The organism is Ottowia sp. SB7-C50, from assembly GCF_033110285.1.
Taxonomy (GTDB): Bacteria; Pseudomonadota; Gammaproteobacteria; order Burkholderiales; family Burkholderiaceae_C; genus Ottowia.
Genome location: NZ_CP136995.1, coordinates 1,943,899 through 1,968,316, shown reverse-complemented (window position 1 = coordinate 1,968,316; position 24,418 = coordinate 1,943,899). Strand labels below are relative to the sequence as shown.

Sequence of the window (24,418 nt, the reverse complement as noted above, 5' to 3'; positions counted from 1 at the left end):
CATGGCATTGGTGGAAGTCAAGGTCCCGGACATCGGCGACTTCAAGGATGTGGCCGTCATCGAACTGCTGGTCAAGGCCGGCGACACGGTCAAGGTCGAACAGTCCCTCATCACGGTGGAAAGCGACAAGGCGTCGATGGAGATTCCGTCCAGCGCCGCCGGCGTGGTGAAGGAACTCAAGGTCAAGGTGGGCGACACGGTGAACGAAGGTTCCGTGGTGCTCGTGCTGGAGGCCAGCGGCGCCGGTGCAGCCGACGCTGCAGCCAACGCCGAGCCGCCGGTGGGCGGCAGCGAAGTCGTTCCGGGCGCCAGCGAAGCCTCGGCCCAGGCGCGCGCGGCCGACACCGCGGGTGCCGGCGGTGCCGCGCCCGCGGCCGCCAGCGGCCCGGTGGAAGTGCGCGTGCCCGACATCGGCGACTTCAAGGACGTCGCCGTGATCGAGGTGTTCGTCAAGCCCGGCGACACCGTCAAGGTCGAGCAGAGCCTGATCACCGTCGAATCGGACAAGGCGTCGATGGAGATCCCCTCCAGCCACGCCGGTGTAATCCAGGACATGAAGATCAAGGTGGGCGACACCGTCAACATGGGTGACCTGATCGCCATACTGCAAGGCTCGGCCGCCGCGCCCGCCGGCGCGCCTGCGCCTGCGGCCCCCGCACCCGCACCGGCCGCACCGGCTGCCGCCCCGGTGGCCGCACCCGCCGCGGCATCGGCGTCCGCCGCGCCGGCTGCCGCTGCTGCACACGACCCGACCAAGCCGCCCATCGGCCTGCCATACGCCAGCCCGTCCGTGCGCAAGTTTGCGCGCGAACTCGGCGTGCCGCTCGATGAGGTGAGCGGCACTGGCCCCAAAGGCCGCATCACGCAGGACGACATCCAGAACTTCACCAAGGCCGTCATGGCCGGCACCGCGCGCACCAAGGCGCAGGGCGCCGCGCCGGCCGCCGGCGGTGGCGCGGTGACGGGTGGCGGCGAGCTAAACCTGATCCCGTGGCCGAAGGTCGACTTTGCCAAGTTCGGCCCGATCGAGCGCAAGGAGATGAGCCGCATCAAGAAGATCAGCGGCGCCAACCTGCTGCGCAACGCGATCATGATTCCGGCCGTCACCAACCACGACGACGCCGACATCACCGATCTCGAAGCCTTCCGCGTCTCCACCAACAAGGAGAACGAGAAGAGCGGCGTCAAGGTGACGATGCTCGCCTTCCTCATCAAGGCCTGCGTGGCCGCGCTGAAGAAGTTTCCCGAGTTCAACTCCAGCCTGGACGGCGACGCGCTGATCTACAAGAGCTACTGGCACATCGGCTTTGCCGCCGACACGCCCAACGGCCTGGTCGTGCCCGTCATCAAGGACGCCGACAAGAAGGGCGTGCTTCAGATCAGCGAAGAAATGGGCGCGCTGGCCAAGAAGGCGCGCGACGGCAAGCTGGGCCCGGCCGACATGAGCGGCGCGACCTTCACCATCTCGTCGCTGGGCGGCATTGGCGGGCGTTACTTCACGCCCATCATCAACGCGCCCGAGGTGGCGTTCCTGGGGGGTGTGCCGCTCGAACATCGAGCCGGTGTGGGACGGCAAGGCCTTCCAGCCGCGCCTGATGCTGCCGCTGTCGCTGACGTGGGACCACCGCGTGATTGACGGTGCGGCGGCTGCGCGCTTCAACGCCTACCTTGGCCAGATCCTCGGCGACTTCCGCCGCGTGCTGTTGTGATCGGGAGCTGACGACATGGCAGAAATTCAAGTCAAGGTGCCCGACATTGGCGACTTCAAGGACGTCGCCGTCATCGAAGTGCTGGTCAAGCCCGGCGACGCCGTGAAGGTGGAGCAGAGCCTGATCACCGTCGAGTCCGACAAGGCGAGCATGGAGATTCCCTCCAGCCACGCCGGCGTCGTGAAGTCGCTGGCCGTGAAGCTGGGCGACACGGTGAACGAAGGCACGGTGGTGCTGGTGCTCGACGCCGAAGGCGCCGCTGCCGAGCCAAAACCGGCGCCAGCGCCCGCTCCATCAGCGCCAGCCGCTACACAAAGTGCAGCGCCTGCGCCGGCGCCGACGCCCGTCAGTGCCGCCCCCGGCGTGGCCTACAGCGGCCAGGCCGACCTGGACTGCGATGTGCTGGTGCTGGGTGGCGGCCCCGGCGGCTACTCGGCGGCCTTCCGCGCGGCCGATCTGGGCCTGAAGGTCGTGCTGGTCGAGCGTTACGCGCAACTGGGGGGGCGTGTGCCTGAACGTCGGCTGCATCCCGTCGAAGGCGCTGCTGCACGTGGCGGCGGTGATGGACGAAGTCAGCCACCTGGCCGCGCTGGGCATCGACTACGGCGGCGCGCCCAAACTCGACATCGACAAGCTGCGCGCCCACAAAGAGAAGGTCATCGGCAAGCTGACCGGCGGCCTGGGCGCCATGGCCAAGATGCGCAAGGTCACCACGATGCGCGGCTACGGCTCCTTCGTCGGCAGCAACCACCTGGAAGTGGAAGAAACCAGCGGCACCGGCCAGGAGAAAACCGGCAAGAAGCAGGTGGTTCAGTTCAAGCGCGCCATCATCGCCGCCGGCTCGCAGGCCGTGCGCCTGCCCTTCATGCCCGAAGACCCGCGCGTGGTCGACTCCACCGGCGCGCTGGCGCTGAAATCGGTGCCCAAGAAGATGCTCATCCTGGGCGGCGGCATCATCGGCCTGGAGATGGGCACGGTGTACAGCACGCTGGGCGCGCGCCTGGACGTGGTCGAAATGCTCGACGGCCTGATGCAGGGCGCTGACCGCGACCTGGTGAAGGTGTGGCAGAAGCTCAACGCGCCGCGCTTCGACAACATCATGCTCAAGACCAAGACGGTGGCCGCCAAGGTGACCGATGCGGGCATCGAGGTCAGCTTTGAAGGCGAGGGCGCCCCGGCGCCGCAAACCTACGACCTGGTCCTGCAAGCCGTCGGTCGCAGTCCCAACGGCAAGAAGATCGGCGCCGACAAGGCGGGCGTGGCGGTGACCGACCGCGGCTTCATCAACGTCGACATCCAGATGCGCACCAACGCGCCGCACATCTTCGCCATCGGCGACATCGTCGGCCAGCCCATGCTGGCGCACAAGGCGGTGCACGAGGCGCACGTGGCGGCCGAAGTGATTGCCGGCGAGTTGAAGGGCGAGGAGGCGCTGGCCAAGTCCGCCTTCAACGCCCGCGTGATCCCCAGCGTGGCCTACACCGACCCCGAGGTCGCCTGGGTCGGCCTGACCGAAGACCAGGCCAAGGCGCAGGGCATCAAGGTCAAGAAGGGCCTGTTCCCCTGGACGGCCTCGGGCCGTGCCATTGCCAACGGCCGCGACGAGGGCATGACCAAGCTGCTGTTTGACGACAGCCCCGAAGCGCATGGCCACGGCAAGATCCTGGGCGGCGGCATCGTCGGCACGCACGCGGGCGACATGATTGGCGAGGTGGCCCTGGCCATCGAGATGGGCGCCGACGCCGTGGACATCGGCAAGACCATCCACCCGCACCCCACGCTGGGCGAAAGCATTGGCATGGCGGCCGAGGTGGCGCACGGCAGCTGCACGGATCTGCCACCGCAACGGCGCTGATACGATAGACCTGCGTGCCCTGATCTTCAGGGCCGTTCCGAGTCCCTGTGCTGGCGCAGACAGTGCAGGGATTTTTTCTTGAAACGTCACTGAAGTCGATTGGATATGTGGGCAAAAGTGTTTCTGGCGTGCGCCGTGATGTGCAGTGGCCTGGCTACAGCGGCGGAGCGGCAAAACCCCATGTACATCCTGCCCAACGTCGAAGGGTTGATGCAATGCGACGAATCGGTCGGGTTGAAGCAACTGGTGCATGCTTCGGAGGCGTTCCGCTATTGCATGGACAAAGGGCAACACGGCGCGCAGGCGCTCACGCGATTGCTCGATACGTTGGAGCCCGGCGGGCCGCAAGGCAAGGTGCAGGTGGGCTACACACTGACCGTGCAGTTGCTGGAGCTGTATCGCCGGCAGTCGAACGGCCAATGGGCGCTCGACGACAAGCACCTCGACGCCATCATGAAGCTGATGGCCGAGGCCAAGCGGCCGGTGGTGCTCTACCTGTCGTCCAGCCACTTCGATTCCATTGGTGCACTGCCGGCCGAGTTGGTCAAGGACCCGGCGAACCTCATGAAGCTGGCAGACGGACGGGCGCCGTCCCTGAGTTATTTCGGCTATCCGATTAACCCTTACACACTCAGGCCGGACGAGAGCATACCGGTCAATCAGTATCGCTACGCTGCGCTTAGGGAAATTGCCCGTCGGGTGAAGCAGTTGCCCCTGCCGGTGCAAGATCTCATCGTCGCCATCACCCTGGTGGGCGAGGTTCACCACCTGTTTCCGGATTTCGAGAACGGCACCGGCAATTTTTCTGACGTCAAGGTGACCGACTACGATCCCGCCAGCGTCGTCCTGTTCAGGGACTGGCTGAAGAACAAGTACCACACCATTGCTCAACTCAATCAAGCCACGGGATTTAGCTTCTCGGGTTTTGATCAGATTCCGGCCCCCGGTAAAGACATTCGCAAGGCCAAGCTCACCGGCTTTGGCGAGCACTATGACGCTTTTGCCGCAGGGCGCCTGCCGGTCGGCGGATGGTTGTGGGACCCCAGCAAAAAGGTGCAAAGCCTGGAGCTGTATGTCGATGGCAAGCTTGTGGCGCCGATAGCGCAAGGCTTCAATCGGCTCGACGTTTATCGGGCGCGCGAAGACATCACCACGCCCAACGTCGGATTCCGCCACGACCTGGATTTTTCGGCACTTGCACCTGGCCGGCATAGACTCCAGATCGTCGTCAAGTCCGACGATGCCCAATACCTGCTCGGGGAACGCATCCTGGTTGTGGTGCCGCGTGATCAGTCTAGCGTGTCGGATGAGATTCCCCAAGGGGTGGCGACCCTGGGCGCAGCACAGCGGGGATGGCGCCGTTTCGTTCCGCGCTGGCTGCAGGCATGGTTGGTCCGCACCGGGTGGGTTAGCGCATCCACCCCCGCCGAAGGGTTGCCCAGGGAACTCGCTCAATTGGTGCACGCCTGGGTCGATTTGCCGAACCCCATGCAGGACGTTTATTTCAATCCGCTGGCACGCGATTGGGACGCGTTTCGTGCGTGGCAGGCGGCGAATTTTCTCGAACACTTCACGCGAACCGCGATCGACGCCGGCCTGCCTGCCCACAAGCTTTATTCGCATCAGGTGTTACCAGACGTTAATTCGGCATGGAATCACCAGTTATTTGCCGTCGAAAAGACACTGGGTATGGGCCACCTTTGGCGGCCTGGGTTCAACCTTTATGGAGGATCCACTAACAGCGCTTGGCTGGCAAGATTCCTCAAAGAAAACGCCGTCGACGACTACGGCGTGCCCGAATTCAACCCGCAGCAATGGAAAACGCCCGGTTTGCACTTGGCTGCCATGCGTGCCCATTACGATTCAGGCGCACGGTTCATCAGCCCGTATTACTTTTCCCTGATTGCGCAGCGGTTCCGTGCGACAGTGGAGCATGGCGTAAATCGGATGGAACTGCGCCCCGATAACCACAAAGAAGGCTCAGCCGCTTTCTACGAGGCTATTCGAACCATCGCTGCGGAGTAGGCGGCGCCACGTCAGGGACGTCCTACGCCCAACAGCTCAAAAGTCCTGTGTCAGCGGCGCACGTGCCACGATAAGGTGTTTACTGCGTGCCCCATGGAGCGAGGTGCGCCTACTCCCAAGCCCATCGAGACATCAGGAAGGTTTACATGAACGCCTACATCGCACCATTGCCTCTCCGCGCCTGGGTTGTTACTGCAGGTATCGCTTGCCTTCTCGCAGCTGGTGTCGCACAGGCCCAGGGCAACCTACCACTTCGTGCGACCGAGGATGAGGCCGAGCTGGCGCGTGGCGCGGTGCCGGACGCGACGCCTGCCGAGCGCTACAACACCGCTCTGCGCGAAGCCCATGGCGCCCGCAAGAACAACCTCGCGGAATGCCGCACGGTGGCCGCTGCCGAACGCCGCGCTTGCCAGGCGCAGGCGCAGGAGCAGTTCAAGGCCGACATGGCCATTGCCAATCAGCTCAAGGCCAACCCGCGCGCACGTCCGGTCAAGGTGGAAGGCGGCTATCCGCGGATGACCAGCAAGACGACCATCATCGAGCGGCGATGATCGATTGGTGCGCCTGAGGCGCGCGGTGCGCTGGCGCTCAACAGGGGTTGCGAGCGCCTGCGGCATGGGCGCCCATGCGCTATCGGCGAGATGCGGCGTGCAGGCCGGGAAAAGCCGCTGTTCCGGTGCGCTACCCAAAGGGATGTGTCGCCTCGTGCAGCGGGCCACGCGATTTCCAGTGCTACACTAAAAATAGCTGGCGGCGCTTATTCATCAAGCGCTGGCCGCCAATATCTCTCCAAACGCGCTTCCATGCAGGCCTTGCTCGACGCCATCGCCGCCATGCCGCCGTCTGGCGACGCCTGCCGCATCTTCCACGGCCGTGGCGGCCGCTATCCGGGGTGCGAGCAGTGGACGCTCGACGCCTACCCGCCGGTCTTTGTCCTGACCAGCTTCGCACCCACGACGGACGATGAGCTGGGCGGCATCGGCGCGGCGCTGCACACCCGTTGGCAGCAAATTGCGCCGCCTGGTCAGCAGGATGGGCTGACCTGGGTGTTTCAGCAGCGCGGCCATGACTTGCGGCGCGAAGGGCGCAGCGAGGCGCGCGTCATGTCCGGTGCCGTGCCTGAGCCGCACGTCGTTACCGAAGGCACGGCGCGCTACCTGGTGCACGTGCTGCGCGGCCAGAACCATGGCCTGTTCCTCGACATGGCCAAAGGCCGACGCTGGGTGAGTGACTTTGCAGCCGACTTTCTGCACCGCGAAGGGCGCGGCGCCAAGGTGCTCAACCTGTTCGCGTACACGTGTGCCTTCTCCGTCGCCGCCTTGCAGGGCGGCGCGGCGCACGTCACCAACATCGACATGGCCCGCGGCGCCCTCGCCACCGGCCAGCAGAACCACCAACTCAACGGCCTGCACGGCGGCGCCAGCTTTTTGGCGCACGACCTGTTCAATTCGTGGGGCAAGGTGACGCGCGGCGGCCCTTACGACCTGGTCATCGCGGACCCGCCCAGCTACCAGAAGGGCAGCTTCGTCGCCACCAAGGACTACGCCCGCCTGCTGCGCCGCCTGTCTGAGCTGTTGGCGCCCGGTGGCCATGCGCTGCTGTGCCTGAACGCGCCGGAGCTGCCCTTGGCCTGGCTGCAGGCGCAGGTGCGCGAGCACGCACCGGGCCTGCAGTTCATCGAGCGCGTGGCTCCGCCGCCCGCGTTCGCCGATGTGGACGCCGACCGCGCGCTCAAGGTCGCCGTCTACCGTGCCGCGCCCCACGCCCCTTGATCTTGCGCCCATGACCTCCACGCCTGCTCCCGCACCGTCATCCACAACCGAACCCGCGCTGGATGCCATCATCATCGGCGCCGGTCCTGCCGGCCTGACCGCGGCCACCTACCTTGCGCGCTATCGTCGCCGAGTCGTGGTGCTGGATGGCGGCAAGAGCCGCGCGCGCTGGATTCCCACCAGCCACAACTGCCCGGGCTTCCCGTTCGGTCTGGAGGGCGATCAACTGCTGGAGCGTTACCGCCAGCAGGCACAGGTCTACGGTGTCACGCCCATCGCCACGCACGTCGCCCAGCTGCAGAAGCAGGGCAGCACCTTCACCGCCACCGCCGACGACGGACAGACATGGCAGGCGCCGATGGTCATCCTGGCCACCGGGGTGGTCGACCGCATGCCGGCCATGCAAGGCCTGGTCGAAGCCATTGACCGCCAGGCCGTGCGCCTGTGCGCCGTGTGCGACGGCTACGAGGCCACCGACGACGACATGGTGCTGGAACTGGCTGTCAACGCCCAGCGCCTTGAGAAACCGGTGGGCATCGTTACCTTCAACCAGCGCGATTTTTTGCCGCAGGCCGAGCGTTTCGGCGTGGCGGTGTTGTCGCCCCGGCAAGTGATTCAAGGAGATTGATATGGGAACCCCAAGCAACTATGCCCTGCGCCTGCCCCGCTCGCTGAAGGCTGGCGCCGAACAGGCCGCGCGGGAGGACGGCGCCACGCTGAATCAGTTCATCGTCAGCGCCGTCGCCGAGAAACTGGCGGCGCTGAAGACGGCTGACTATTTCGCGCAGCGAGCCGGGCGGGGTAATTTGGCTGACGCACTTGTCACGCTGAATCGTGCTGGCGGGAAGAGCCCCGAACCCGACGACTGGCCTTAATTTGCCGGTGCGCAATGCGGTTTGGAACTGCCTTAAATTGTGTGTGTGAGGCGGTTTCCGGAAATGTCTGTTGACCGATTCGTTTGGATTTCAGGCCTCTTCAGGTCGTCGGATTGCGCCTGTCATTAAAGGAGCTTCCATCATTCATTCCCATCCTGCTGCGACCACTCCCTCCATGACGGCAACATGAGTCTCGTTTACGGCTTGCGAATACTGAACCAATCGTTCGCGGGTAATCTGCACAGCGTTGTTTCCGTTCACGTTGAGGTGCGGTGCGCGTTCAATGTCTCGAGGGCCCATTCGACCGTATCTATGGAGAAGCACATTGCGCACCATAGACGCCTCGTTCAGAGTCTTTGCTGTATTTGACGGTATAGCCAGTTCCGCTCCTAACCAGCCGAATAGCGTCGTTAGTCGGGCGGCAACATCCCATCCACCGTCAGGCGTATCTGCCTTCGCTTTCTGATCAAGCTTTTGCGCAATTTCCAAGCATTGCTCGTCCGACCACGGCCAGCCGTCCATGTCATATCTTCCGCGAGAAAATCTGGCCGCTGCCGATGCAGCAACTGAACTGATAGTCCCCATGGCTGCGGCGACGATGTTTTCAGTGCCGGACTCATACGCAGACCATAGACTCAGGAATGCAAGCACGTTGACCCGGTGATAGTCCTCTGCTTGCATTTCACCTGCCCACCTGATGTTGTCATCCGCTTGAGCGAGGAATCTTGTGACCGTTTCAGGAGCAGCTCGTCTTTTATGCCCCGCATCAGCCAACAAGACTTTGTGGATGGGCCCCAGGCCTCCCACCATGTGCAGGCAGTCAGCGAGATAGTTTGCCAAGAATCTATCTCCGACCAGTCGAGAGCCGGTCTGAGCCACGGCATGCAACACTTTGTGCTGTGGCGACGTTCCTAGAGGACGATCTTGCAGTTCCGGCATGACATATGCGAGTAGGTTGTGAAGCTATGGGGAATATGAGGCCTGACTCAGCTGTGTGGGGCGTGGAGACAATTCACAGTCTTGCCAATCTCCCCACCGCCTTCCTCAACGTCTCATCCCTCTTCGCAAAACAAAACCGCACCACCTTCTGGTCAAACCCACCCCCATAAAACGCCGACAGCGGAATCGCCGCCACGCCGATCTCGCGGGTGAGCCATTGGCAGAAGTCGGCTTCGGGCAGATCGCGCTCGGGCACGGCCAAGTCGGCGATGCTGACGCACTGGAAGTACGTGCCTTCGCACGGCAGCAGCCTGAACTTGGTGTTGGCCAGGCCGTCGCGGAACAGCTGGCGCTTGGCGTCGTAGAACGCGGGCAGTTGCAGGTAAGGCGTGGGGTCTTGCATGTACGCGGCCAGGCCGACCTGCATGGGCGTGTTGACGGTGAACACGTTGAACTGGTGCACCTTGCGGAATTCGGCGGTCAGCGCGGCGGGGGCGGCGACGTAGCCGACTTTCCAGCCGGTCACGTGATACGTTTTGCCGAAGCTGCTGACGATGAAGCTGCGCGCGGCCAGGCCCGGGTAGCGCGCCACGCTTTCGTGCCGCAGCGGGGCATAGACCATGTGCTCGTACACCTCGTCGCTGATGACCAGCACGTTGGTGGGCGCGAGCAGTTCTTCCAGCTGGCGCATGTCTTCGGCTGACCAGACGGTGCCGCTGGGGTTGTGCGGGGTGTTGATGAGGATGGCGCGCGTCTTGGGGTTGAGGGCGGCGCCGATCTTGTCGAAGTCGGGGCGGAAGGTGCCGGGGGTCAGGGGCACGCGCACGACGGTGGCGCCGGTCAGCTCGATGTTGGGCACGTAGCTGTCGTAGCAGGGCTCCAGCACGATGACTTCGTCGCCCGGGCCGACGCAACACAGGATGGCCGTCAGGATGGCTTGCGTGGCCCCGGCCGTCACGGTGATTTCGGTGTCGGCGCTGTAGGGGCGGGCGTAGAGCGCTTCAATTTTTGAAGCAATCGCCTGCCGCAGCGCGGGCACGCCGGGCATGGGCGGGTACTGGTTGTGGCCCTGCTGCATGGCGGCGGTGACGCCCTCGGTCAGCCGGGGGTCGCAGTCGAAGTCGGGGAAGCCCTGGCCCAGGTTGACGGCCTTGTGCTGCGCTGCCAGCGCCGACATGACGGTGAAGATGGTGGTGCCGACGTTGGGCAGGCGCGAAGGGAAGCGGGGGGGTGGTGGGGCTCATGGCGATGGAGGAACGGCGGGGTACGGGGCGCAGCGGGCGTGGGGCGCTGTGCCGTCCGGGGTTCAGATCAAAATTGGCCGCCAGCGCTTTGTAGACAAGCGCAGACAGCTATCAACACAATAGCAAACGGTCACAGCTCGTAGTCCGCGACATGCCCGGACATGGCCTTCAGGATGAGGTTCTTGTCGAGCCGGTCCGACAGCAGGCTGGCAAAGTGATAGACGAAGTCGCGCAGGTAGGCACCGCGCTTGAGGGCGATGCGCGCCACGTTCTGGCCCAGCAACTGGCCCAGCGGGCGCGCGACGAGGTCAGGGTCCTTGTCGCCCGCGACGGCCATTTCGGCCACGATGCCGACGCCCAGGCCCAGGCGCACATAGGTCTTGATGACGTCGGAGTCGATCGCCTCCAGCACCACGCTGGGCTGCAGGTGGCGCTGGGCAAACGCGGTGTCGATGCGGGTGCGGCCGGTGAACGAGGGGTGATAGGTGATCAGGGGCTGCGCCGCAATGTCCTCCAGCGTCAGGCGCTCCTTTTTTGCCAGCGGGTGGCTGGCGGGCAGCACCAGCACGTGCTGCCATTCGTAGCAGGGCAGGGTGACCAGTTCGGGGTAGTTGGCCAGCGATTCGGTGGCGATACCGATTTCGGCCGTTTCCTCGATCACCATGCGCGCCACCTGGTCGGGCGCGCCCTGGTGCAGGCTGATGTTGACCTTGGGGTACTGCTCGCGCAGGCGCGCCACGGGCATGGGCAACACATAGCGTGCCTGGGTGTGCGTGGTGGCGATGGAAAGGGTGCCCGAGTCCTGCGCGCTGTACTGCTCGCCAATGCGCTTCAGGTTGCCGACTTCGCGCAGGATGATGGCAATGCTTTCCAGCACGTGCTGGCCGGGCTCGGTGATGCGCTTCAGGCGCTTGCCGTGGCGCATGAAGATGTCGATGCCGAGCTCTTCTTCCAGCTCGATGATGGCCTTGGAGACGCCTGGCTGGGAGGTATGCAGCGCCTTGGCAGCCTCGGTCAGGTTCAGGTTGCGGCGCGCGGCTTCCTGGACAAAGCGGAATTGATGCAGGTTCATAGTCGTTTATATGAATCCCGATCATTATATGAATTAACGTCTAAGGCGGCGACGGGCCGAGCGCGGCGCTGGCCATGGCCTGCAGCACGTCGGCATGCTCGGCAATGGCGGGGTGCAGGGTAAAAACGACGCCGGGGTGGGCGGCCCGCAGTTCGTCCACCAGTTGCGGCAGGTCTTCGCGGGCGTGGCGGCCGGTGCCCAGAAACATCGGCCAGATGGCGACCGACGTGGCGCCGGCGGCGCGCAACGCGTCGACGGCGTCCTGCAGCGTGGGCGACGTGTATTCGAGATAGGCACACATCACCCGCACGCCGGGCGACAGCTCGCGCATGCGCGCGGCCACGGCCTCGATGGGCGCGCGCCAGGCGGGGTCGCGCGAGCCGTGGGCGAACAGGACGGTGGCGGTGGTCATGTCATTGCCTCAGTACCAGCCAGCCGAACGCGCCCAGCGACAGCACCGAATAGATGATGCCGGGCGCCGCCGCCGCCAGCCAGGGCTGCCAGTTGCGCAGGTTGCCGACGTAGCCGAACACGTTGTTCAGCAGGAAGAAGCTGATGCCCACCAGCACGCCGATGAACACGTAGCCGGTGATGTTGCCGGCCCGGAAGTGCAGGTAGGCAAAGGGCAGCGCCAGCACCATCATCACCAGGCAGCTTAGCGGGTAGAACACCTTGCGCCAGAACTCGATTTCATACCGCTGGGCGTTCTGGGCGTTGCCCTCCAGATGGCGGATGTACTGGAACAGGTCCAGCGTCTGCATGCGGTCGGGGCTGAGCAGGGCGGCGGCCACCATGTCCTGCGACAGCTCGGTCGCCCAGGTCCAGCGCTCCAGCCGCTCGGCGCCGACGCGCGGCTGCGGCGCGTTGGCATGCTCGAACGTGCGGCGCTCGACCTGTTCCAGCTGCCAGCCTTCGCCCACGAAGCGCCCTTTGGCGGCGTTGGTGGTCGACAGCGGGCGGCCATCGGCGTTGCTGAATTCAAAGATGCGCACGTGGTTCAGCGTGCCGTCCGACGTCATCGCGCCCACGTTGACCGAATAGTTGCGGTCGGCCTGGCGGTCTTTCAGCCAGGCGCCCGTGCGGCCCACCGTGATGTCGCCCAGAAAGCGCGCCTGCAGGTTCTGCGCGGCGCGGTTGGCCGTGGGCGCCACGTAGTCGCCAAACAGGAAAGTCACCAGCACGAAGCCCACGCCCAGCAGCAGCAGCGTGCCCAGCGCGCGCAGCGGGCCCAGGCCGCTGGTGCGCAAAATGGTGAACTCCGAACTGGCCGCCAGCCGCGCCATGACGAAGATGGTGCCGATCAGCGCGGCGATGGGCAGCAGCTCGTACAGGTGGTTGGGTATCTGCAGCGCGGTGTACAGCAGCGCGTAGCCCACGTGGTAGCCGGCCGCGGCGCCGCGGTTCACGTCACCCAGCGCGTCCACCAGGTCGAAGAAGAAGAACAGCGCCAGAAAGGCCAGCGCCACAAAGCCCACGGCGCGCAGCACCTCGGTGTAGATCAGGCGGCGGATGGTCCTCATGTGGTGCCCCCGGCATGCGGCCCGCGCAGGCGCCAGCGGCTCAGCCAGTCGTACTGGCGCGCCATCAGCCAGCCCATGGCCAGCAGGAAGATGCCGCCGTGCAGCAACACCACGTAGGGCACAAAGCCGACGCGCTCGCGGCCGATCCAGCTTTCGCCGAAGGTGATCAGGTTGTAGTAGGTGACGAAGGCGAACAGCGCGAAGACCAGCCCGGCGCTGCGCCCCACGCGCGGGTTCACGCGCGTGGCCGCCAGGGCGAAGATCACGCAGTTGAGCGCCGCCAGCGCCAGCCCCAGCCGCCACGACAGCTCGCCCATGTGGCGCGGCGTGGGCTCGCGCAGCAGAGTCAGGGTGGGCTTCATCGACGGCGCATCGGCGGCGGCGGGGCCGTCCATGCGCTGGCTGACGCGGTTGGCGTATTCCTCGAACTGGCTGATGCGCGTCTCGCCGGTCTTCAGGTCCGTTTCCAGGCGGTGTCCGTGCTCCAGGATGATGAAGCGCTCGCCGTTGATGGTGTCCAGCCGGCCGGTCTGGGCGGAGGTCACGGTCTCCTTGCCGCGCTCGGTGGCGGCGATGAAGATGTTGTTGCCGGTCTGCGCGTCGGCCGTGTCCTTGTCGATGAAGAACACGCGCTGGCCGCCCGCCGATTCGATGAAGCGCCCGGGCGCCACGCGTTCGATGTCGCCGCGCGCCTGGTAGCGGTCGCGCAGCTCACGGATCTGCTGGTTGGACCACGGCCACACCAGCAAAGCCAGCACCGCCACCGCCAGCAGCACCGGCCAGGCAAAGCGCAGCACGGGCCGCAGAAAGGTCAGCAGCCCCTGGCCGCTGGCAAACCACACCACCATTTCGCTGGCGGCGTACATGCGCGTCAGCGTGGCGGTGATGGCGATGAACAGGCTGAGCGTCAGGATGGTCGGCAGGTGCCCCAGCACGGTGAAGCCCATCACCAGCAGCACTTCGGACGGGTTGACGCGGCCGATCGACGCCTGGCCCAGCGTGCGGATCAGCATCACCGTCATGACGATGGTGACCAGCACCACCAGGGTCGCGCCGAAGCTGCGACCGAGTTCTTTGCGCAGGGACGAATCGAATAACATCGCTCGAACTCGGAAAGCGGCAAGCGTGCCCATCGCTCTGGCGCCGCGGCGCTGAGCGGCGTGAACAGCGCGCGGGCCTGGGCGCCACACCCCTTTCCGGTTGAAAGGAAAACACGGATTATGGACTTCCAACTGAAATCGATGCGCCTGGCCGATGCGGCCAGGACCGCCGCCCCGGCGCTGCTGGTGCTGGTGGCCGACGGCTTCGAGCCAGGCGAAGACGCGGTGTCGGGGCTGATCGCGCGCGCGCAGGCGGGCGGCGACTTCAAGACCGAGGCCGGTGCGCTGCTGTCCACCTATGGAGCCGCCGGCCTGGCCACCGCGCGCGTCGTGCTGGCAGGCCTGGGCGACGGCGCAGCGGCCAAGGTGCGCAAGGCCGTGCTGGCGGGCATGGCGGCGCTCAAGGGCCAGCCGACGCGGTCGCTCACGGTGTGCTTTGCGCAGCCGGCCGATGACGCGGCGGTGCGCGCCGCCACGCTGGCGGCGGGCGAGGCGGGCTACGTCTACCGCACCACCAAGGGCCGCGTGCGCGACAACGCCAAGAAGGACGAGCCGCGCCTGACCGAGGTGGTGATCGGTCTGCCCGACGCCCGGCCTGTGCGCGCGGCGTTTGACCGCGCGGTGGGCGTGGCCGCCGGTGTGGAACTGGCGCGCGAATGGGCCAACCGGCCGCCCAACTACGCCACGCCCACCCTGCTGGGCGAGGCCGCGCTGGCGCTGGCCAAGCTGCCCGGCATCCGCTGCGAGGCGCTGGGTCCCCGCGACATCGCCAAACTGGGCATGGGCGCGTTCCAGGCGGTGGCACAGGGTTCGCGCCAGGAGGCACGCTTCATCGTGCTGCGCTACGACGGCGCGGCCAAGTCCGACGCGCCGGTGGTGCTGGTGGGCAAGGGCATCACCTTCGACACGGGGGGCATTTCGCTCAAGCCGGCGCCCGAGATGGACGAGATGAAGTTCGACATGAGCGGGGCCGCCAGCGTGCTGGGCGTGTTCCGCGCCCTGGCCCATCTGCAGCCCGCGCTCAACGTGGTCGGCCTGATCCCGGCGTGCGAGAACATGCCCGATGGCGGTGCGGTCAAGCCGGGCGACGTGGTGACCAGCATGAGCGGCCAGACCATCGAGATCCTCAATACCGACGCCGAAGGCCGCTTGGTGCTGTGCGATGCGCTGACCTATGCCGAGCGCTTCAAGCCGCGCGCCGTGATCGACATCGCCACCCTCACCGGCGCCTGTGTGATCGCCCTGGGCGGCGTGCGCCATGGGTTGTTCGCCAGCGACAGCGCGCTGGGTGACGCCCTGATGGCGGCCGGCGATCAGGCGCTGGACCCGGCCTGGCGCATGCCGCTGGACGACGAATACGCCGAGTCGCTGAAAACCAACTTCGCCGACGTGGCCAACGTCGGCGGGCGCCCTGCGGGCGCGGTGACGGCGGCCAAGTTCCTGCAGCGCTTCACCAGCGCGTTTGCGTGGGCGCACCTGGACATCGCCGGCACCGCCTGGAAGGGCGGCGCTGCCAAGGGCGCCACCGGCCGCCCGGTCTGCCTGCTGACGCAATACCTGCTGGACCAGGCTGGCCCGGCGAAGGCCACGCGCCGCTCGGCGTCGCAAGCCAAGAAGTCGGACAAGGGCGCCCCGGCCAAACGCAAGCGTGGCTGACCGCATCGACGTGCGCGAGCGCCATGGCCCGCATTGAACCGCTCCAAGGACGATTCGCTTGACGCGCGTGGCGTTTCATTTCAACGTGCCCGGCAAGCTGGACTATGCGTGCCGGCTGCTGCGCAAGGCCTATGGCGTGGGTGAGCGGGTGGCGGTGATCGGCCCGCCGGACGTGCTGGCGGCGCTGGACACAGCGTTGTGGAGTTTTTCGGCGCTGGACTTCGTGCCGCATTGCCGCGCGGGCGCGCCCGCCCCGGTGCTGGCGGCCACGCCCATCGTGCTGGGCGAGGATTGTGCCCGCCTGCCCGACGCCGGCGTGCTGGTGAACCTGGGCGAGGGGGTGCCACCGGGTTTTGAACGGTTCGAGCGCCTGATCGAACTGGTCGCCACCGACGATGCCGACCGCGCCCACGCGCGGGTGCGCTGGCGGCATTACGCCGAGCGCGGCTACGAGATCCAGCGGCACGACCTGGCCGCCAAGGAGTGACGCATGCCCATCGACGATGAACCGCTTTCGCACCCGGCGCCGCGCTTCGTGCCCACGCTGACCGAGGTAGTGGGCCCCGGCGATGCCGTTGCGCCGGCCCAGCCCGGTCCATGGCCCGAGCCCATCGCGCCCGCTGCACCGCCAGAGGTGGCCTCGCCGCCCCCAGAATGGGTGCCGCCCGCCGCCGTGCCAGACGCGCCGCTGCCCCCTGGCGCCGTCGACCGCGCGGCCGAATTGCTGCTGGCCCGCCTGGCGCCCGAATTGGACCGTTTGGTGGCCGAGACCGTGGCGCGGCTGTTGCACGAACAGATGCTGGGCTTCAACGCCCGCGTGCAGAAGGCGGTGGGTGAACTGGTGCGCGAACAGGTCGCCAAGGCCGTCGCGCGGGGTGGTGGCGAATAGGAAATCGGTACATACCCGCAATTCGGCGCCGAGCGGACACTATCGTTTTCCTGATTCGCTTGGTATGCGAATTGCGCTATCGTTCGCGCCCGTTGAGCACATCCTGGTCTCGACTTTATATCCCCTTATGGAGGTAATCCAAATGCAGATGAAGCTGAAACTGACCGCCGCCGCCGCTCTGGCACTGACGGCCGGCATCGTGTCCGCGCAGGACGTACAAGTGGTCAAGATCGGCCATGTGGCACCCATGTCGGGCGGCCAGGCGCACTATGGCAAGGACAACGAAAACGGCGCGCGCATGGCCGTGGAAGAGCTCAACACCCAGAACATCACCATCGGTGGCAAGAAGATCAAGTTCGAACTGCAGGCCGAAGACGACGCCGCCGACCCCAAGCAGGGCACGGCCGCTGCACAAAAACTGTGCGACTCCAAGGTTAACGCCGTGGTCGGCCACCTGAACTCCGGCACCACCATCCCCGCGTCCAAGGTCTATAACGACTGCGGCGTGCCCATGGTGACCGGCGCCGCCACCAACCCGACGCTGACCAAGCCGGGCTACAAGACCACCTTCCGCATCATCGCCAACGACAACGCCCTGGGCGCTGGCCTGGCCTACTACGCCGCCGACGCGCTCAAGCTCAAGCGCGTGGCCGTCATCGACGACCGCACGGCCTATGGCCAGGGCGTGGCCGACGTGTTCAAGAACACCGCCAAGCAAAAGGGCATCCAGGTGGTGGACGAGCAGTTCACGACCGACAAGGCCACCGACTTCATGGCCATCCTGACCGCCATCAAGTCCAAGAACCCCGACGGCATCTTCTTCGGCGGCATGGACCCGCAGGGCGGCCCGATGCTGCGCCAGATGGAGCAGCTGGGCATGGGCAACGTCAAGTACTTCGGCGGCGACGGCATCTGCACCGTCAAGCTGGCCGAGCTGGCCGCTGGCGCCAAGACGCTGAACAACGTGGTGTGCGCCGAAGGCGGCTCTTCCATCCAGAAGATGCCGGGCGGCGCGGCCTGGAAGGCCAAGTACGACGCCAAGTTCCCTGGCCAGTTCCAGGTCTACAGCCCGTACACCTACGACGCCACCATGCTGCTGGTCGACGCCATGAAGCGCGCCAACTCGACCGATCCGAAGGTGTACCTGCCCAAGATCATCGAGTCCAACTACAAGGGTGTCACCGCCAGCATCGCCTTCGAGCCGAGCGGCGAGCTGAAGAACCCCGCCATCACCCTGTACGCGTACAAGGACGGCAAGAAAGTGCCGCTGAACTGATCGCCCACGCGGTCGTTCGCTGCCAGGGTCACCTTCGGGTGGCCCTTTTTCATGCGCGCGGCGGTGTGGGGCGCTGCCAGCGCGATGCGCGCAGCCGCTGCGCCAGCGACCGCTCGACCGGCAGCGGCTCGGCATGCAGCCACGCGGCCAGAATGTCGGCGGCCAGCAGCGACAGCGTCAGCCCGCGCGCGCCCAGGCCGGTGAGCAGGTGCAGCGGCAGTGCGGCGGGTTTTGCTGCAGTTTTAATAGCTGCCTGCGCTGATTCAGCCAGCGCGGGCACGGTTTTTTCTTCATCTTCTGGCCACCAGGCGCCGACGGCGGGCAGGCGGTCGGGCAAGGTCGCACGCACGGCTGCCCAGGCGCGCACGTCGCCGCGGTCCCAGGCGTCTTGAAGCGCCGCCGCGGCGGCAGGCAGCAGCTGCGCCAGCCGCTGCCGGTTGTGCGCGTGGTCCTGCGGCAGCAGCTCGGCCACCGGGTTGCCGCGCTCGAAGGTAGAGCCGGTGATCCACCACGGACCGTCCGGACCCGGCACGTGGGCGATCAGGCTGCCGAGGCCGTTGACCGGAAAGCGCGGCAGCGCTTCGTTTGCGGCGCCGCCCGGCATCGGCGCCCACGCGACCTGGCCGCGCAGCGCATGCAAGGGCAGGGCAGACGCGCCCTGGCCGGACGCCGAGCCCAGCAAGGCGAGCGAATCGAAGCCGGCGGTGATGACCACCAGCTCGGCCTCGGCCAGCACGCCGCCCGCGTCGTCCCGCAGCTGCCACAGGGCACCGTCCTGATCGATGCCATGCACGGCCACGCCGGCTTGCAGACGCACCCCCGGCGTCTGCAGCATGGCCTGCACCAATGCGGCCGGGCGCAGCCAGCCGGCATGGGCGTGCCACAGCGCGGGGTGCTCGGCGTCCAGCGTCACGTGGGCGGCGCGCGCCTTGGCCTGCGTGACCGTGGCGTTGGCGGGGTTCACGCCCGCGCTTTGGACCGAAGGGGCAGTGCCGTTCCAGTCGTCGGGTAGGCGACGTTCGCCCGGCGCGTGGCGCTCCAGCACGCCGGTCAGCCCGAAGTCGCGGCCTTCGCTGAGCAATGCTCTCGCCGCCGCCAGCGTGGCGCGCACGCCGGCCCGCGTCAGGCGCGACAGCGGCCGGTCGTCGGGCGACACGTGCGCGGCCACCACCCCGGCGGGCAGCCCGCTGGCGCCTGCGGCGGGCGCGGTGCGGTCGAGCACGGTGACCTGCCAGCCGCGCTGCGCCAGCGCGCGGGCCACCGCGGCGCCGGCGAGCCCGGCACCGACGACGGCGCAGCGCGCCGGCTGCGTCACCACGGGGGGGGGGCGAACGCGTCGCGCCGGGAGCGAGGCGTCCAGCGCGGCGCGTAGGTGGCGCGCAGCGCTCGTGGATCGGTATCCGCCCCGACGTTGAAGCCGCACGCCGCCAGCCGCTCGCGCAGTGCGTCGTCCCCGCACGCCGCTGCCACCCGCGTGCCGGGCCGGGCCAGGCGTGCCAGGGCTTTCAGGGTGTGCAGGCTTCCCCAGTCACTGTCGGGGTCGAGTCCGTCGAAAAAAATGCTGTCGTATTCGCCCGTGATGTCGGCCAGCAGGGGCTGGACTTCGCCGATGGCCAGGGTCAGCTGCACGCGCCCGCCGTCCAGGCGCAGGCGGTGCACGCCCGGCAGCAGGCCATGCCACTGCGCGGCCAGCTCGGACGCCAGTGGCGCCAGGTCTGCGAAGCGCGCTGCGCTGCCGATCAGCGCCTGCGCCTCGGGCGGGGCGGCCATGACGGCGGTGTAGAACAGACGCGTCGGGCGCTGCGCCTGCTGCCGCCAGGCGGCCCAGGTGGCGAGAAAGTGGAGGCCGTGGTCGAAGCCGGCTTCCAGCACGGCCCAGCGCGCGACGCCGCGCCACACGGCGGGCTGGGCGCCTTCATCCAGCAGGCCGCAGCCGCTGAGGAACAGGCCGCGCGCCTCAGCCAGCGCCGATGCGGCTTGACCCTCAACCTGAGGCGCTACGTCGTCTAATGATGGGTCGAGCGGCCGGCGATCATCGTGCCCGTGGCCGGTGTCGTCTGGCATAGCGTGGGTGTGGCAGGTCGCGTGGCGTCGCTGCCGCGGTCAATACGGCAAGTCCGCCGGCGCCACGCCGACGTGGTCGGGCGCGGGGGTTTCGGCGAAACGCACCGCCGGAATGTGCGTGTGGCCCAGCCGCAGCGCTTGCGCCACACGGTGCATGCCGTCCATCACGCCGCCATCGGCACACAGGATGATCGGCCAGCGCAGGTCGCAGGCGTCCATGAGCTTCACGTGTTCCACCATCGCGCGCGGGGTCGGCAGATCGCCTTCGTGGCTGAACCAGTAGGGCACGTCCAGTTCACGGATGTCGGCCAGGGGAAGGCGAACCACCGGCAGCGCAGCTGCCAGCCGGATCAGCCGGTGCACGTCCCAGGCGCGCAAGCCCTGCGGGCCGGGCCGAAAGTGGTACTGGCGGCGCAGGCGCGCCAGCGCCGCGTCGGATTCGGCGGGCGTGGGCCGTGGCGTCAAGCGCTGGGCGGCACGTAGCCCGCGGCCTGGTCGGCGCCGGCGCCGAAGAAATGCTGCTCCATTTGCCGCTTGAGGTAGTCGCGCGCGCGCTGGTCGGCCAGGTTCAGGCGGTTTTCGTTGACCAGCATGGTCTGGTGCTTGATCCAGTCGGCCCAAGCCTGCTTGCTGACGCTTTCCCAGATGCGCTTGCCCAGCTCGCCGGGGTAGGGCGGAAAGTCGAGCCCTTCGGCTTCGGTGCCGAGCTTGATGCAGTTGACCATGCGTGCCATGAACAAAAATTCCTCATGATGGTGGGGCGCGGCGGGCCGCGCGGATTTCTGCCGCCACTGTAGCAAGCTTTGCATGGCCACGGCCCGGGTGACGGATCGCCGGTTCACTACACTGGCGGATCGTTTTGTATTCCGCCGCGCCCGGCGCTTGTTGACCATGACCGACCTGCCCCTGCACGCCCTCGATCCGGACCTGTTGGCGCGCGCGCTGCCGCTGCTGGACGACGAATGGTTGGCCCAGGACGCCGACCTGGCACCCGTGCTGCCCACGGTGCTGGCGCGCGGCGTGGGGCAGGACTGGCACAAGGCCGGCACCTTCCGCCACCACCTGGTGGGCGTGGCGCGCAGCCTGGCGCTGTGGCAGCAGCCGCGCGAGGTGCGCCTGCTGGGCCTGCTGCACAGCGTGTACGGCAACGCCTTTGTCGACCTGGTGAAGTTCGACGCCGCGTCGGAGCGCGGGCGCCTGCGTGCGCTGATCGGCGACGCGGCCGAGGAACAGGTATACCTGTTCTGCACCGCGTCGCGGCGCGAATTCGTACAGAAGGTGCTGGCCGGGCAGATCGAGGCCGATGGCTCGGTGGCGCTGCACACCAATGCCGGCGAGCCGGTCACGCTGGCGCCCGGGCTGGTGGCCAGCTTCATCATCGTCAGCATGGCCGACACCATCGAGCAGTGGTTCAGCTGGCAGGACGACATCTATTCGCGCTTTCCGGCCACCAACGACCACCGCCCGCAGCCGGTGCACTGGATGGCATCGCTCTGGCCCGGCCCGATGCGCCCCAGCGGGCGCATGCTGCACCAGATCAACGCGCTGGGCCTGGCGCTGCAGCATCCGGCGCTGAAGGGCCTGCTGCCGATGCCGCCCGTGTTCGACCACTGCCGCGCCGCGCTGCCCGCGTCCGACGACGCGGCCGCCGCGTCGCTGTACTGGTCCGTCATCCAGCAGGATCAGCCGCTGGTCGACCCGGACGTGGCCACCGGCGTGCTGGAGCAGGGCGTGCGCCTGAACCCCTGGGTAGGCGAGCCGCAGATGGTGCTGGCGCAGCTTTACCTGAGCGCCGGCCGCCACGCCGATGCCGCACGCGTGGCCGAAAGCGCGCTGGCCGCCTTCTGCGCCTGGGGCAACGCCTGGGACAAGCGCGTGCAATGGGACGCCTGGATCGCCTGGACGCGCATCCTGCTGCAGGGCGCGCGCGACCCGGCACTGTGGCCGGAGCGGCTGGACAAGCTGAACAACGTCGCGCTGCGGGCCGGCGCGACATAAGCTCATGACCAAACGGTCTGACGCCGGCGGCGGGATCGCGTGCGCCGGCCGCTAGACTGGCCGGACGGCGCCGTGTGCCGTCATCGGCCGGGCAATGTTTGAAGCCTTTTTTGGCCCTCAGCGCTTGTCTGTCAAGCGCAATCAGCTATTGATTGAATAGCAACAACAACGATTCGAAGGAGTCCCCATGTCGCAGCCCTGGAAGCTTGAAACCCAACTCGTCCACGCCGGCTACAGCCCCGACCCGACCACCAAGTCGGTCGCCGTGCCGATCTACCAGACCGTGGCCTACGCCTTCGACAGCGCGCAGCACGGCGCCGACCTGTTCGACCTGAAGGTGGCGGGCAACATCTACACCCGCATCATGAACCCCACCACCGACGTGCTGGAAAAGCGCGTCGCAGCGCTCGAAGGCGGCATCGGCGCGCTGGCGGTGGCGTCCGGCCAGGCGGCCATCATGTACGCCATCCAGACCATTGCCGAGGCGGGCGACAACATCGTCAGCAGCACGGCGCTGTATGGCGGCACCTACAACCTGTTTGCGCACACGCTGCCGCAGTTGGGCATCACCACGCGCTTTGCCGACCACCGCGATCCGCAGTCGTTTGCCCAGCAGATCGACGAGCGCACCAAGGCGGTGTTCGTCGAGACCATTGGCAACCCGGCCGGCAACGTGACCGACATCGCCAGCGTGGCCGCCATCGCGCATGCGGCGGGTGTGCCGCTGATCGTCGACAACACCGTGGCCAGCCCGTACCTGATGCGTCCCATCGAGCACGGCGCCGACATCGTCATCCACTCGCTGACGAAGTACATGGGCGGCCACGGCACCACGCTGGGCGGCGTCATCGTGGATAGCGGCAAATTCCCCTGGGCCGAACACAAGGCGCGCTTCAAGCGGCTGAACGAGCCCGACGTCAGCTACCACGGCGTGGTCTACACCGAGGCGCTGGGCCCGGCCGCCTACATCGGCCGCGCGCGCGTGGTGCCGCTGCGCAACACCGGCGCTGCGCTGTCGCCGTTCAACGCCTGGCAGATCCTGCAGGGCATCGAGACGCTGGCGTTGCGCATGGACCGCATCTGCGACAACACGCTGAAGGTGGCGCAGTTTCTTGAAAAGCACGCCAAGGTGGGCTGGGTCAGCTACGCCGGCCTGCCCGGCCACGCCGACCACGCGCTGGCGCGGCAGTACATGGGCGGGCGCGCATCGGGCCTGCTCACCTTCGGCGTCAAGGCCGCCGCCGGTGGGCGCGAGGCCGGTGCGCGCTTCCTGGACGCGCTGCAGCTGTTCACCCGGCTGGTCAACATCGGCGACACCAAGTCGCTGGCCACGCACCCGGCCAGCACCACGCACCGCCAGTTGTCGCCCGAAGAACTGGCCAAGACGGGTGTGAAGGAAGAAACCGTGCGCCTGTGCGTCGGCATCGAGCACATCGACGACCTGCTGGCCGATCTGGATCAGGCGCTGGCGAAGGTGTGAATCTCCGGTCCGTGCGCCGCTGGTGGTGCGCCGGCCTGCTGGCTTTGCCGGCGCTGGCGCCCGGGCAGGACACCCTGCCGCAGCCGCTGGGCGTGCGGCCGGCGCACATCGGCGCGTTCAGCACTGGCGTTGCCAACCATCAGGCCATCGACCGGCTGATCTGGGCGCCGGGCCTTGACGACGGCTATGTGCCGCAGGGCCTGGCCTGGGGCGAGGGCGCGCTGTACCTCAGCGCCTACCGCAGCACCGACCCGAAGGTGGACCGCGGCCCGTGCCGGCTGTTTCGAATCGACCCTGACAGCGGCGCCACGCTGGGCCAGTTCGAGTTGCCGGCCGACTGCGGTCATGCGGGCGGGCTGGCCTGGGTCGGGCCGGGCACGCTGGTGGTGGCCGATACCCGGCGCCTGTATCTTGTCGACGTGCAACGCGCTTTCTCATCCGACGGCGCTGCGGGCGCGGTGACGGCCAGCCTGGCGCTGGGCGGTGAACTGCGCGGCTCGTTTGCCGACTTCGACGGGCAAGCGCTGTTCATCGGCCGTTACGACCGGGACGCCGCCCGCTCGCGGGGGTACTGGCTGCCGCTCAGCCTGTTCGATACCCACGACGGCGCCACCGTGGACGAACGCCACGCCGTGCGCGTGCGCGCGCTGCCGGTGCTGGCCCAGGGCGCGGCGTTCGACCGCGATGGCGTGCTGTGGGTCACCAGCAGCGGCAGCCAGTTCGGTCGTGTCACGCGTCTGGCGGCTGCCGGCGACGCAGACGCCGCGTTTGAACTGCCGACCGGCAGCGAAGACATCGCCTTCGACGACGCTGGCCGCCTGTGGTGCGTGTCCGAAGCCGGCTCGCTGCGCTGGCGCCACTGGCGCGAGCGCTTTCCGCTGCTGTTCCGGCTGGACCCGGGCCGTCTGCGCTGACGCCGTTGACCGTTAAAACTGGCTGCAGGC

23 protein-coding genes and 2 pseudogenes are annotated in these 24,418 nt (G+C 67.2%); 15 read left to right on the top strand and 10 right to left on the bottom strand.

Annotation, left to right across the window (positions count from 1 at the left end):
• The first annotated feature begins 1 nt into the window (after position 1).
• The 8 genes and pseudogenes from aceF to R0D99_RS09370 all read left to right on the top strand — a co-directional run bounded on the left by aceF (position 2) and on the right by R0D99_RS09370 (position 8,236).
• Positions 2-1,709, top strand: a pseudogene (gene aceF / locus R0D99_RS09400) (dihydrolipoyllysine-residue acetyltransferase).
• A gap of 15 nt (positions 1,710-1,724) precedes the next feature.
• Positions 1,725-2,279 (top strand): annotated as a pseudogene (locus tag R0D99_RS17340) (biotin/lipoyl-containing protein); the annotation flags it as partial.
• On the top strand, positions 2,215-3,564 hold the full coding sequence (locus tag R0D99_RS09395; protein ID WP_416365859.1) for a dihydrolipoyl dehydrogenase family protein: 1,350 nt from the start codon (positions 2,215-2,217) through the stop codon (positions 3,562-3,564). The pseudogene R0D99_RS17340 and the gene R0D99_RS09395, both read left to right, overlap by 65 nt.
• A gap of 180 nt (positions 3,565-3,744) precedes the next feature.
• Entirely contained in the window at positions 3,745-5,589 is a 1,845-nt protein-coding gene (locus R0D99_RS09390; RefSeq protein ID WP_317747996.1) for a beta-galactosidase, read from the top strand.
• Positions 5,590-5,735: 146 nt separating this feature from the next.
• The gene (locus tag R0D99_RS09385; protein WP_317747995.1) at positions 5,736-6,140 is read left to right on the top strand and encodes a hypothetical protein; all 405 of its coding nucleotides are present in this window, start codon (positions 5,736-5,738) and stop codon (positions 6,138-6,140) included.
• Positions 6,141-6,392: 252 nt separating this feature from the next.
• Positions 6,393-7,361, top strand: coding sequence for a class I SAM-dependent methyltransferase (locus R0D99_RS09380; RefSeq protein WP_317747994.1), 969 nt, complete (start codon positions 6,393-6,395; stop codon positions 7,359-7,361).
• Between the two features lie 10 nt (positions 7,362-7,371).
• Positions 7,372-7,989: an NAD(P)/FAD-dependent oxidoreductase gene (locus R0D99_RS09375; RefSeq protein ID WP_317747993.1), complete on the top strand. Its 618-nt coding sequence runs from the start codon at positions 7,372-7,374 to the stop codon at positions 7,987-7,989.
• 1 nt (position 7,990) lies between these two features.
• The gene (locus R0D99_RS09370) at positions 7,991-8,236 is read left to right on the top strand and encodes a YlcI/YnfO family protein (RefSeq protein ID WP_317747991.1); all 246 of its coding nucleotides are present in this window, start codon (positions 7,991-7,993) and stop codon (positions 8,234-8,236) included.
• Positions 8,237-8,380: 144 nt separating this feature from the next.
• Here R0D99_RS09370 and R0D99_RS09365 read toward each other — a convergent pair whose 3' ends face one another.
• The 6 genes from R0D99_RS09365 to lptF form a co-directional block, all read right to left on the bottom strand.
• Positions 8,381-9,175: a hypothetical protein gene (locus R0D99_RS09365; protein WP_317747990.1), complete on the bottom strand. Its 795-nt coding sequence runs from the start codon at positions 9,173-9,175 to the stop codon at positions 8,381-8,383.
• Between the two features lie 73 nt (positions 9,176-9,248).
• A complete protein-coding gene (locus R0D99_RS09360) occupies positions 9,249-10,352 on the bottom strand; it encodes a pyridoxal phosphate-dependent aminotransferase (protein WP_317747989.1) in 1,104 nt (367 codons plus the stop codon).
• A gap of 197 nt (positions 10,353-10,549) precedes the next feature.
• Complete coding sequence (locus R0D99_RS09355; RefSeq protein WP_317747988.1) at positions 10,550-11,491, bottom strand: CysB family HTH-type transcriptional regulator; 942 nt, start codon at positions 11,489-11,491, stop codon at positions 10,550-10,552.
• A gap of 40 nt (positions 11,492-11,531) precedes the next feature.
• Positions 11,532-11,903 carry a CbiX/SirB N-terminal domain-containing protein gene (locus R0D99_RS09350; protein WP_317747987.1) on the bottom strand — a complete coding sequence of 124 codons (372 nt, stop codon included), beginning with the start codon at positions 11,901-11,903 and terminating at the stop codon, positions 11,532-11,534.
• Between the two features lies 1 nt (position 11,904).
• Entirely contained in the window at positions 11,905-13,011 is a 1,107-nt protein-coding gene (gene lptG, locus R0D99_RS09345; RefSeq protein ID WP_317747986.1) for an LPS export ABC transporter permease LptG, read from the bottom strand.
• Positions 13,008-14,111, bottom strand: coding sequence for an LPS export ABC transporter permease LptF (gene lptF / locus R0D99_RS09340; protein ID WP_317747985.1), 1,104 nt, complete (start codon positions 14,109-14,111; stop codon positions 13,008-13,010). The genes lptG and lptF overlap by 4 nt, the downstream gene beginning before the upstream one ends.
• A 120-nt stretch (positions 14,112-14,231) precedes the next feature.
• Between lptF and R0D99_RS09335 the strand changes: the two genes are divergently transcribed.
• The 4 genes from R0D99_RS09335 (at position 14,232) to R0D99_RS09320 (ending at position 17,932) form a co-directional block, all read left to right on the top strand.
• On the top strand, positions 14,232-15,767 hold the full coding sequence (locus R0D99_RS09335) for a leucyl aminopeptidase (RefSeq protein WP_317747984.1): 1,536 nt from the start codon (positions 14,232-14,234) through the stop codon (positions 15,765-15,767).
• Between the two features lie 58 nt (positions 15,768-15,825).
• Positions 15,826-16,254, top strand: coding sequence for a DNA polymerase III subunit chi (locus R0D99_RS09330; RefSeq protein ID WP_317747983.1), 429 nt, complete (start codon positions 15,826-15,828; stop codon positions 16,252-16,254).
• A 3-nt stretch (positions 16,255-16,257) separates the two neighbouring features.
• Complete coding sequence (locus R0D99_RS09325) at positions 16,258-16,656, top strand: hypothetical protein (RefSeq protein ID WP_317747982.1); 399 nt, start codon at positions 16,258-16,260, stop codon at positions 16,654-16,656.
• A gap of 142 nt (positions 16,657-16,798) precedes the next feature.
• Positions 16,799-17,932 carry a branched-chain amino acid ABC transporter substrate-binding protein gene (locus R0D99_RS09320; protein WP_317747981.1) on the top strand — a complete coding sequence of 378 codons (1,134 nt, stop codon included), beginning with the start codon at positions 16,799-16,801 and terminating at the stop codon, positions 17,930-17,932.
• Between the two features lie 49 nt (positions 17,933-17,981).
• On the opposite strand, the gene mnmC is transcribed toward R0D99_RS09320, so the two are convergent.
• The 4 genes from mnmC to R0D99_RS09300 are packed head-to-tail and all read right to left on the bottom strand — an operon-like array spanning position 17,982 to position 20,730.
• Positions 17,982-19,247, bottom strand: a complete 1,266-nt coding sequence (gene mnmC / locus R0D99_RS09315; protein ID WP_317747980.1) for an FAD-dependent 5-carboxymethylaminomethyl-2-thiouridine(34) oxidoreductase MnmC — start codon at positions 19,245-19,247, stop codon at positions 17,982-17,984.
• Positions 19,244-19,996, bottom strand: a complete 753-nt coding sequence (locus tag R0D99_RS09310; RefSeq protein ID WP_317747979.1) for a tRNA (5-methylaminomethyl-2-thiouridine)(34)-methyltransferase MnmD — start codon at positions 19,994-19,996, stop codon at positions 19,244-19,246. Before R0D99_RS09310 ends, mnmC begins: the two co-directional genes overlap by 4 nt.
• A gap of 39 nt (positions 19,997-20,035) precedes the next feature.
• Positions 20,036-20,461 (bottom strand): hypothetical protein, encoded by a 426-nt coding sequence (locus R0D99_RS09305; protein ID WP_317747978.1) that lies wholly within the window; start codon positions 20,459-20,461, stop codon positions 20,036-20,038.
• On the bottom strand, positions 20,458-20,730 hold the full coding sequence (locus R0D99_RS09300) for an oxidative damage protection protein (protein WP_317747977.1): 273 nt from the start codon (positions 20,728-20,730) through the stop codon (positions 20,458-20,460). The genes R0D99_RS09305 and R0D99_RS09300 overlap by 4 nt, the downstream gene beginning before the upstream one ends.
• Positions 20,731-20,887: 157 nt before the next feature.
• Between R0D99_RS09300 and R0D99_RS09295 the strand changes: the two genes are divergently transcribed.
• The 3 genes from R0D99_RS09295 (at position 20,888) to R0D99_RS09285 (ending at position 24,388) form a co-directional block, all read left to right on the top strand.
• A complete protein-coding gene (locus tag R0D99_RS09295; RefSeq protein WP_317747976.1) occupies positions 20,888-21,994 on the top strand; it encodes a DUF6817 domain-containing protein in 1,107 nt (368 codons plus the stop codon).
• A 187-nt stretch (positions 21,995-22,181) separates the two neighbouring features.
• Positions 22,182-23,474 (top strand): O-acetylhomoserine aminocarboxypropyltransferase/cysteine synthase family protein, encoded by a 1,293-nt coding sequence (locus R0D99_RS09290; RefSeq protein WP_317747975.1) that lies wholly within the window; start codon positions 22,182-22,184, stop codon positions 23,472-23,474.
• Entirely contained in the window at positions 23,471-24,388 is a 918-nt protein-coding gene (locus tag R0D99_RS09285; protein ID WP_317747974.1) for a hypothetical protein, read from the top strand. Before R0D99_RS09290 ends, R0D99_RS09285 begins: the two co-directional genes overlap by 4 nt.
• The last annotated feature ends 30 nt before the right edge of the window (positions 24,389-24,418 follow it).

What these genes read in the sequence shown, in the direction of transcription:
- R0D99_RS09320 (WP_317747981.1), top strand. Translation starts at nt 16,799, where the DNA reads ATGCAGATGAAGCTGAAACTGACCGCCGCCGCCGCTCTGGCACTGACG.
- R0D99_RS09310 (WP_317747979.1), bottom strand. Translation starts at nt 19,996, where the DNA reads ATGCCAGACGACACCGGCCACGGGCACGATGATCGCCGGCCGCTCGAC.
- R0D99_RS09350 (WP_317747987.1), bottom strand. Translation starts at nt 11,903, where the DNA reads ATGACCACCGCCACCGTCCTGTTCGCCCACGGCTCGCGCGACCCCGCC.
- R0D99_RS09300 (WP_317747977.1), bottom strand. Translation starts at nt 20,730, where the DNA reads ATGGCACGCATGGTCAACTGCATCAAGCTCGGCACCGAAGCCGAAGGG.
- R0D99_RS09355 (WP_317747988.1), bottom strand. Translation starts at nt 11,491, where the DNA reads ATGAACCTGCATCAATTCCGCTTTGTCCAGGAAGCCGCGCGCCGCAAC.
- R0D99_RS09365 (WP_317747990.1), bottom strand. Translation starts at nt 9,175, where the DNA reads ATGCCGGAACTGCAAGATCGTCCTCTAGGAACGTCGCCACAGCACAAA.
- R0D99_RS09375 (WP_317747993.1), top strand. Translation starts at nt 7,372, where the DNA reads ATGACCTCCACGCCTGCTCCCGCACCGTCATCCACAACCGAACCCGCG.
- R0D99_RS09380 (WP_317747994.1), top strand. Translation starts at nt 6,393, where the DNA reads ATGCAGGCCTTGCTCGACGCCATCGCCGCCATGCCGCCGTCTGGCGAC.
- R0D99_RS09360 (WP_317747989.1), bottom strand. Translation starts at nt 10,352, where the DNA reads ATGTCGGCGCTGGCAGCGCAGCACAAGGCCGTCAACCTGGGCCAGGGC.
- R0D99_RS09325 (WP_317747982.1), top strand. Translation starts at nt 16,258, where the DNA reads ATGCCCATCGACGATGAACCGCTTTCGCACCCGGCGCCGCGCTTCGTG.
- R0D99_RS09370 (WP_317747991.1), top strand. Translation starts at nt 7,991, where the DNA reads ATGGGAACCCCAAGCAACTATGCCCTGCGCCTGCCCCGCTCGCTGAAG.
- lptF (WP_317747985.1), bottom strand. Translation starts at nt 14,111, where the DNA reads ATGTTATTCGATTCGTCCCTGCGCAAAGAACTCGGTCGCAGCTTCGGC.
- R0D99_RS09335 (WP_317747984.1), top strand. Translation starts at nt 14,232, where the DNA reads ATGGACTTCCAACTGAAATCGATGCGCCTGGCCGATGCGGCCAGGACC.
- R0D99_RS09390 (WP_317747996.1), top strand. Translation starts at nt 3,745, where the DNA reads ATGTACATCCTGCCCAACGTCGAAGGGTTGATGCAATGCGACGAATCG.
- R0D99_RS09290 (WP_317747975.1), top strand. Translation starts at nt 22,182, where the DNA reads ATGTCGCAGCCCTGGAAGCTTGAAACCCAACTCGTCCACGCCGGCTAC.
- R0D99_RS09385 (WP_317747995.1), top strand. Translation starts at nt 5,736, where the DNA reads ATGAACGCCTACATCGCACCATTGCCTCTCCGCGCCTGGGTTGTTACT.
- lptG (WP_317747986.1), bottom strand. Translation starts at nt 13,011, where the DNA reads ATGAGGACCATCCGCCGCCTGATCTACACCGAGGTGCTGCGCGCCGTG.
- R0D99_RS09295 (WP_317747976.1), top strand. Translation starts at nt 20,888, where the DNA reads ATGACCGACCTGCCCCTGCACGCCCTCGATCCGGACCTGTTGGCGCGC.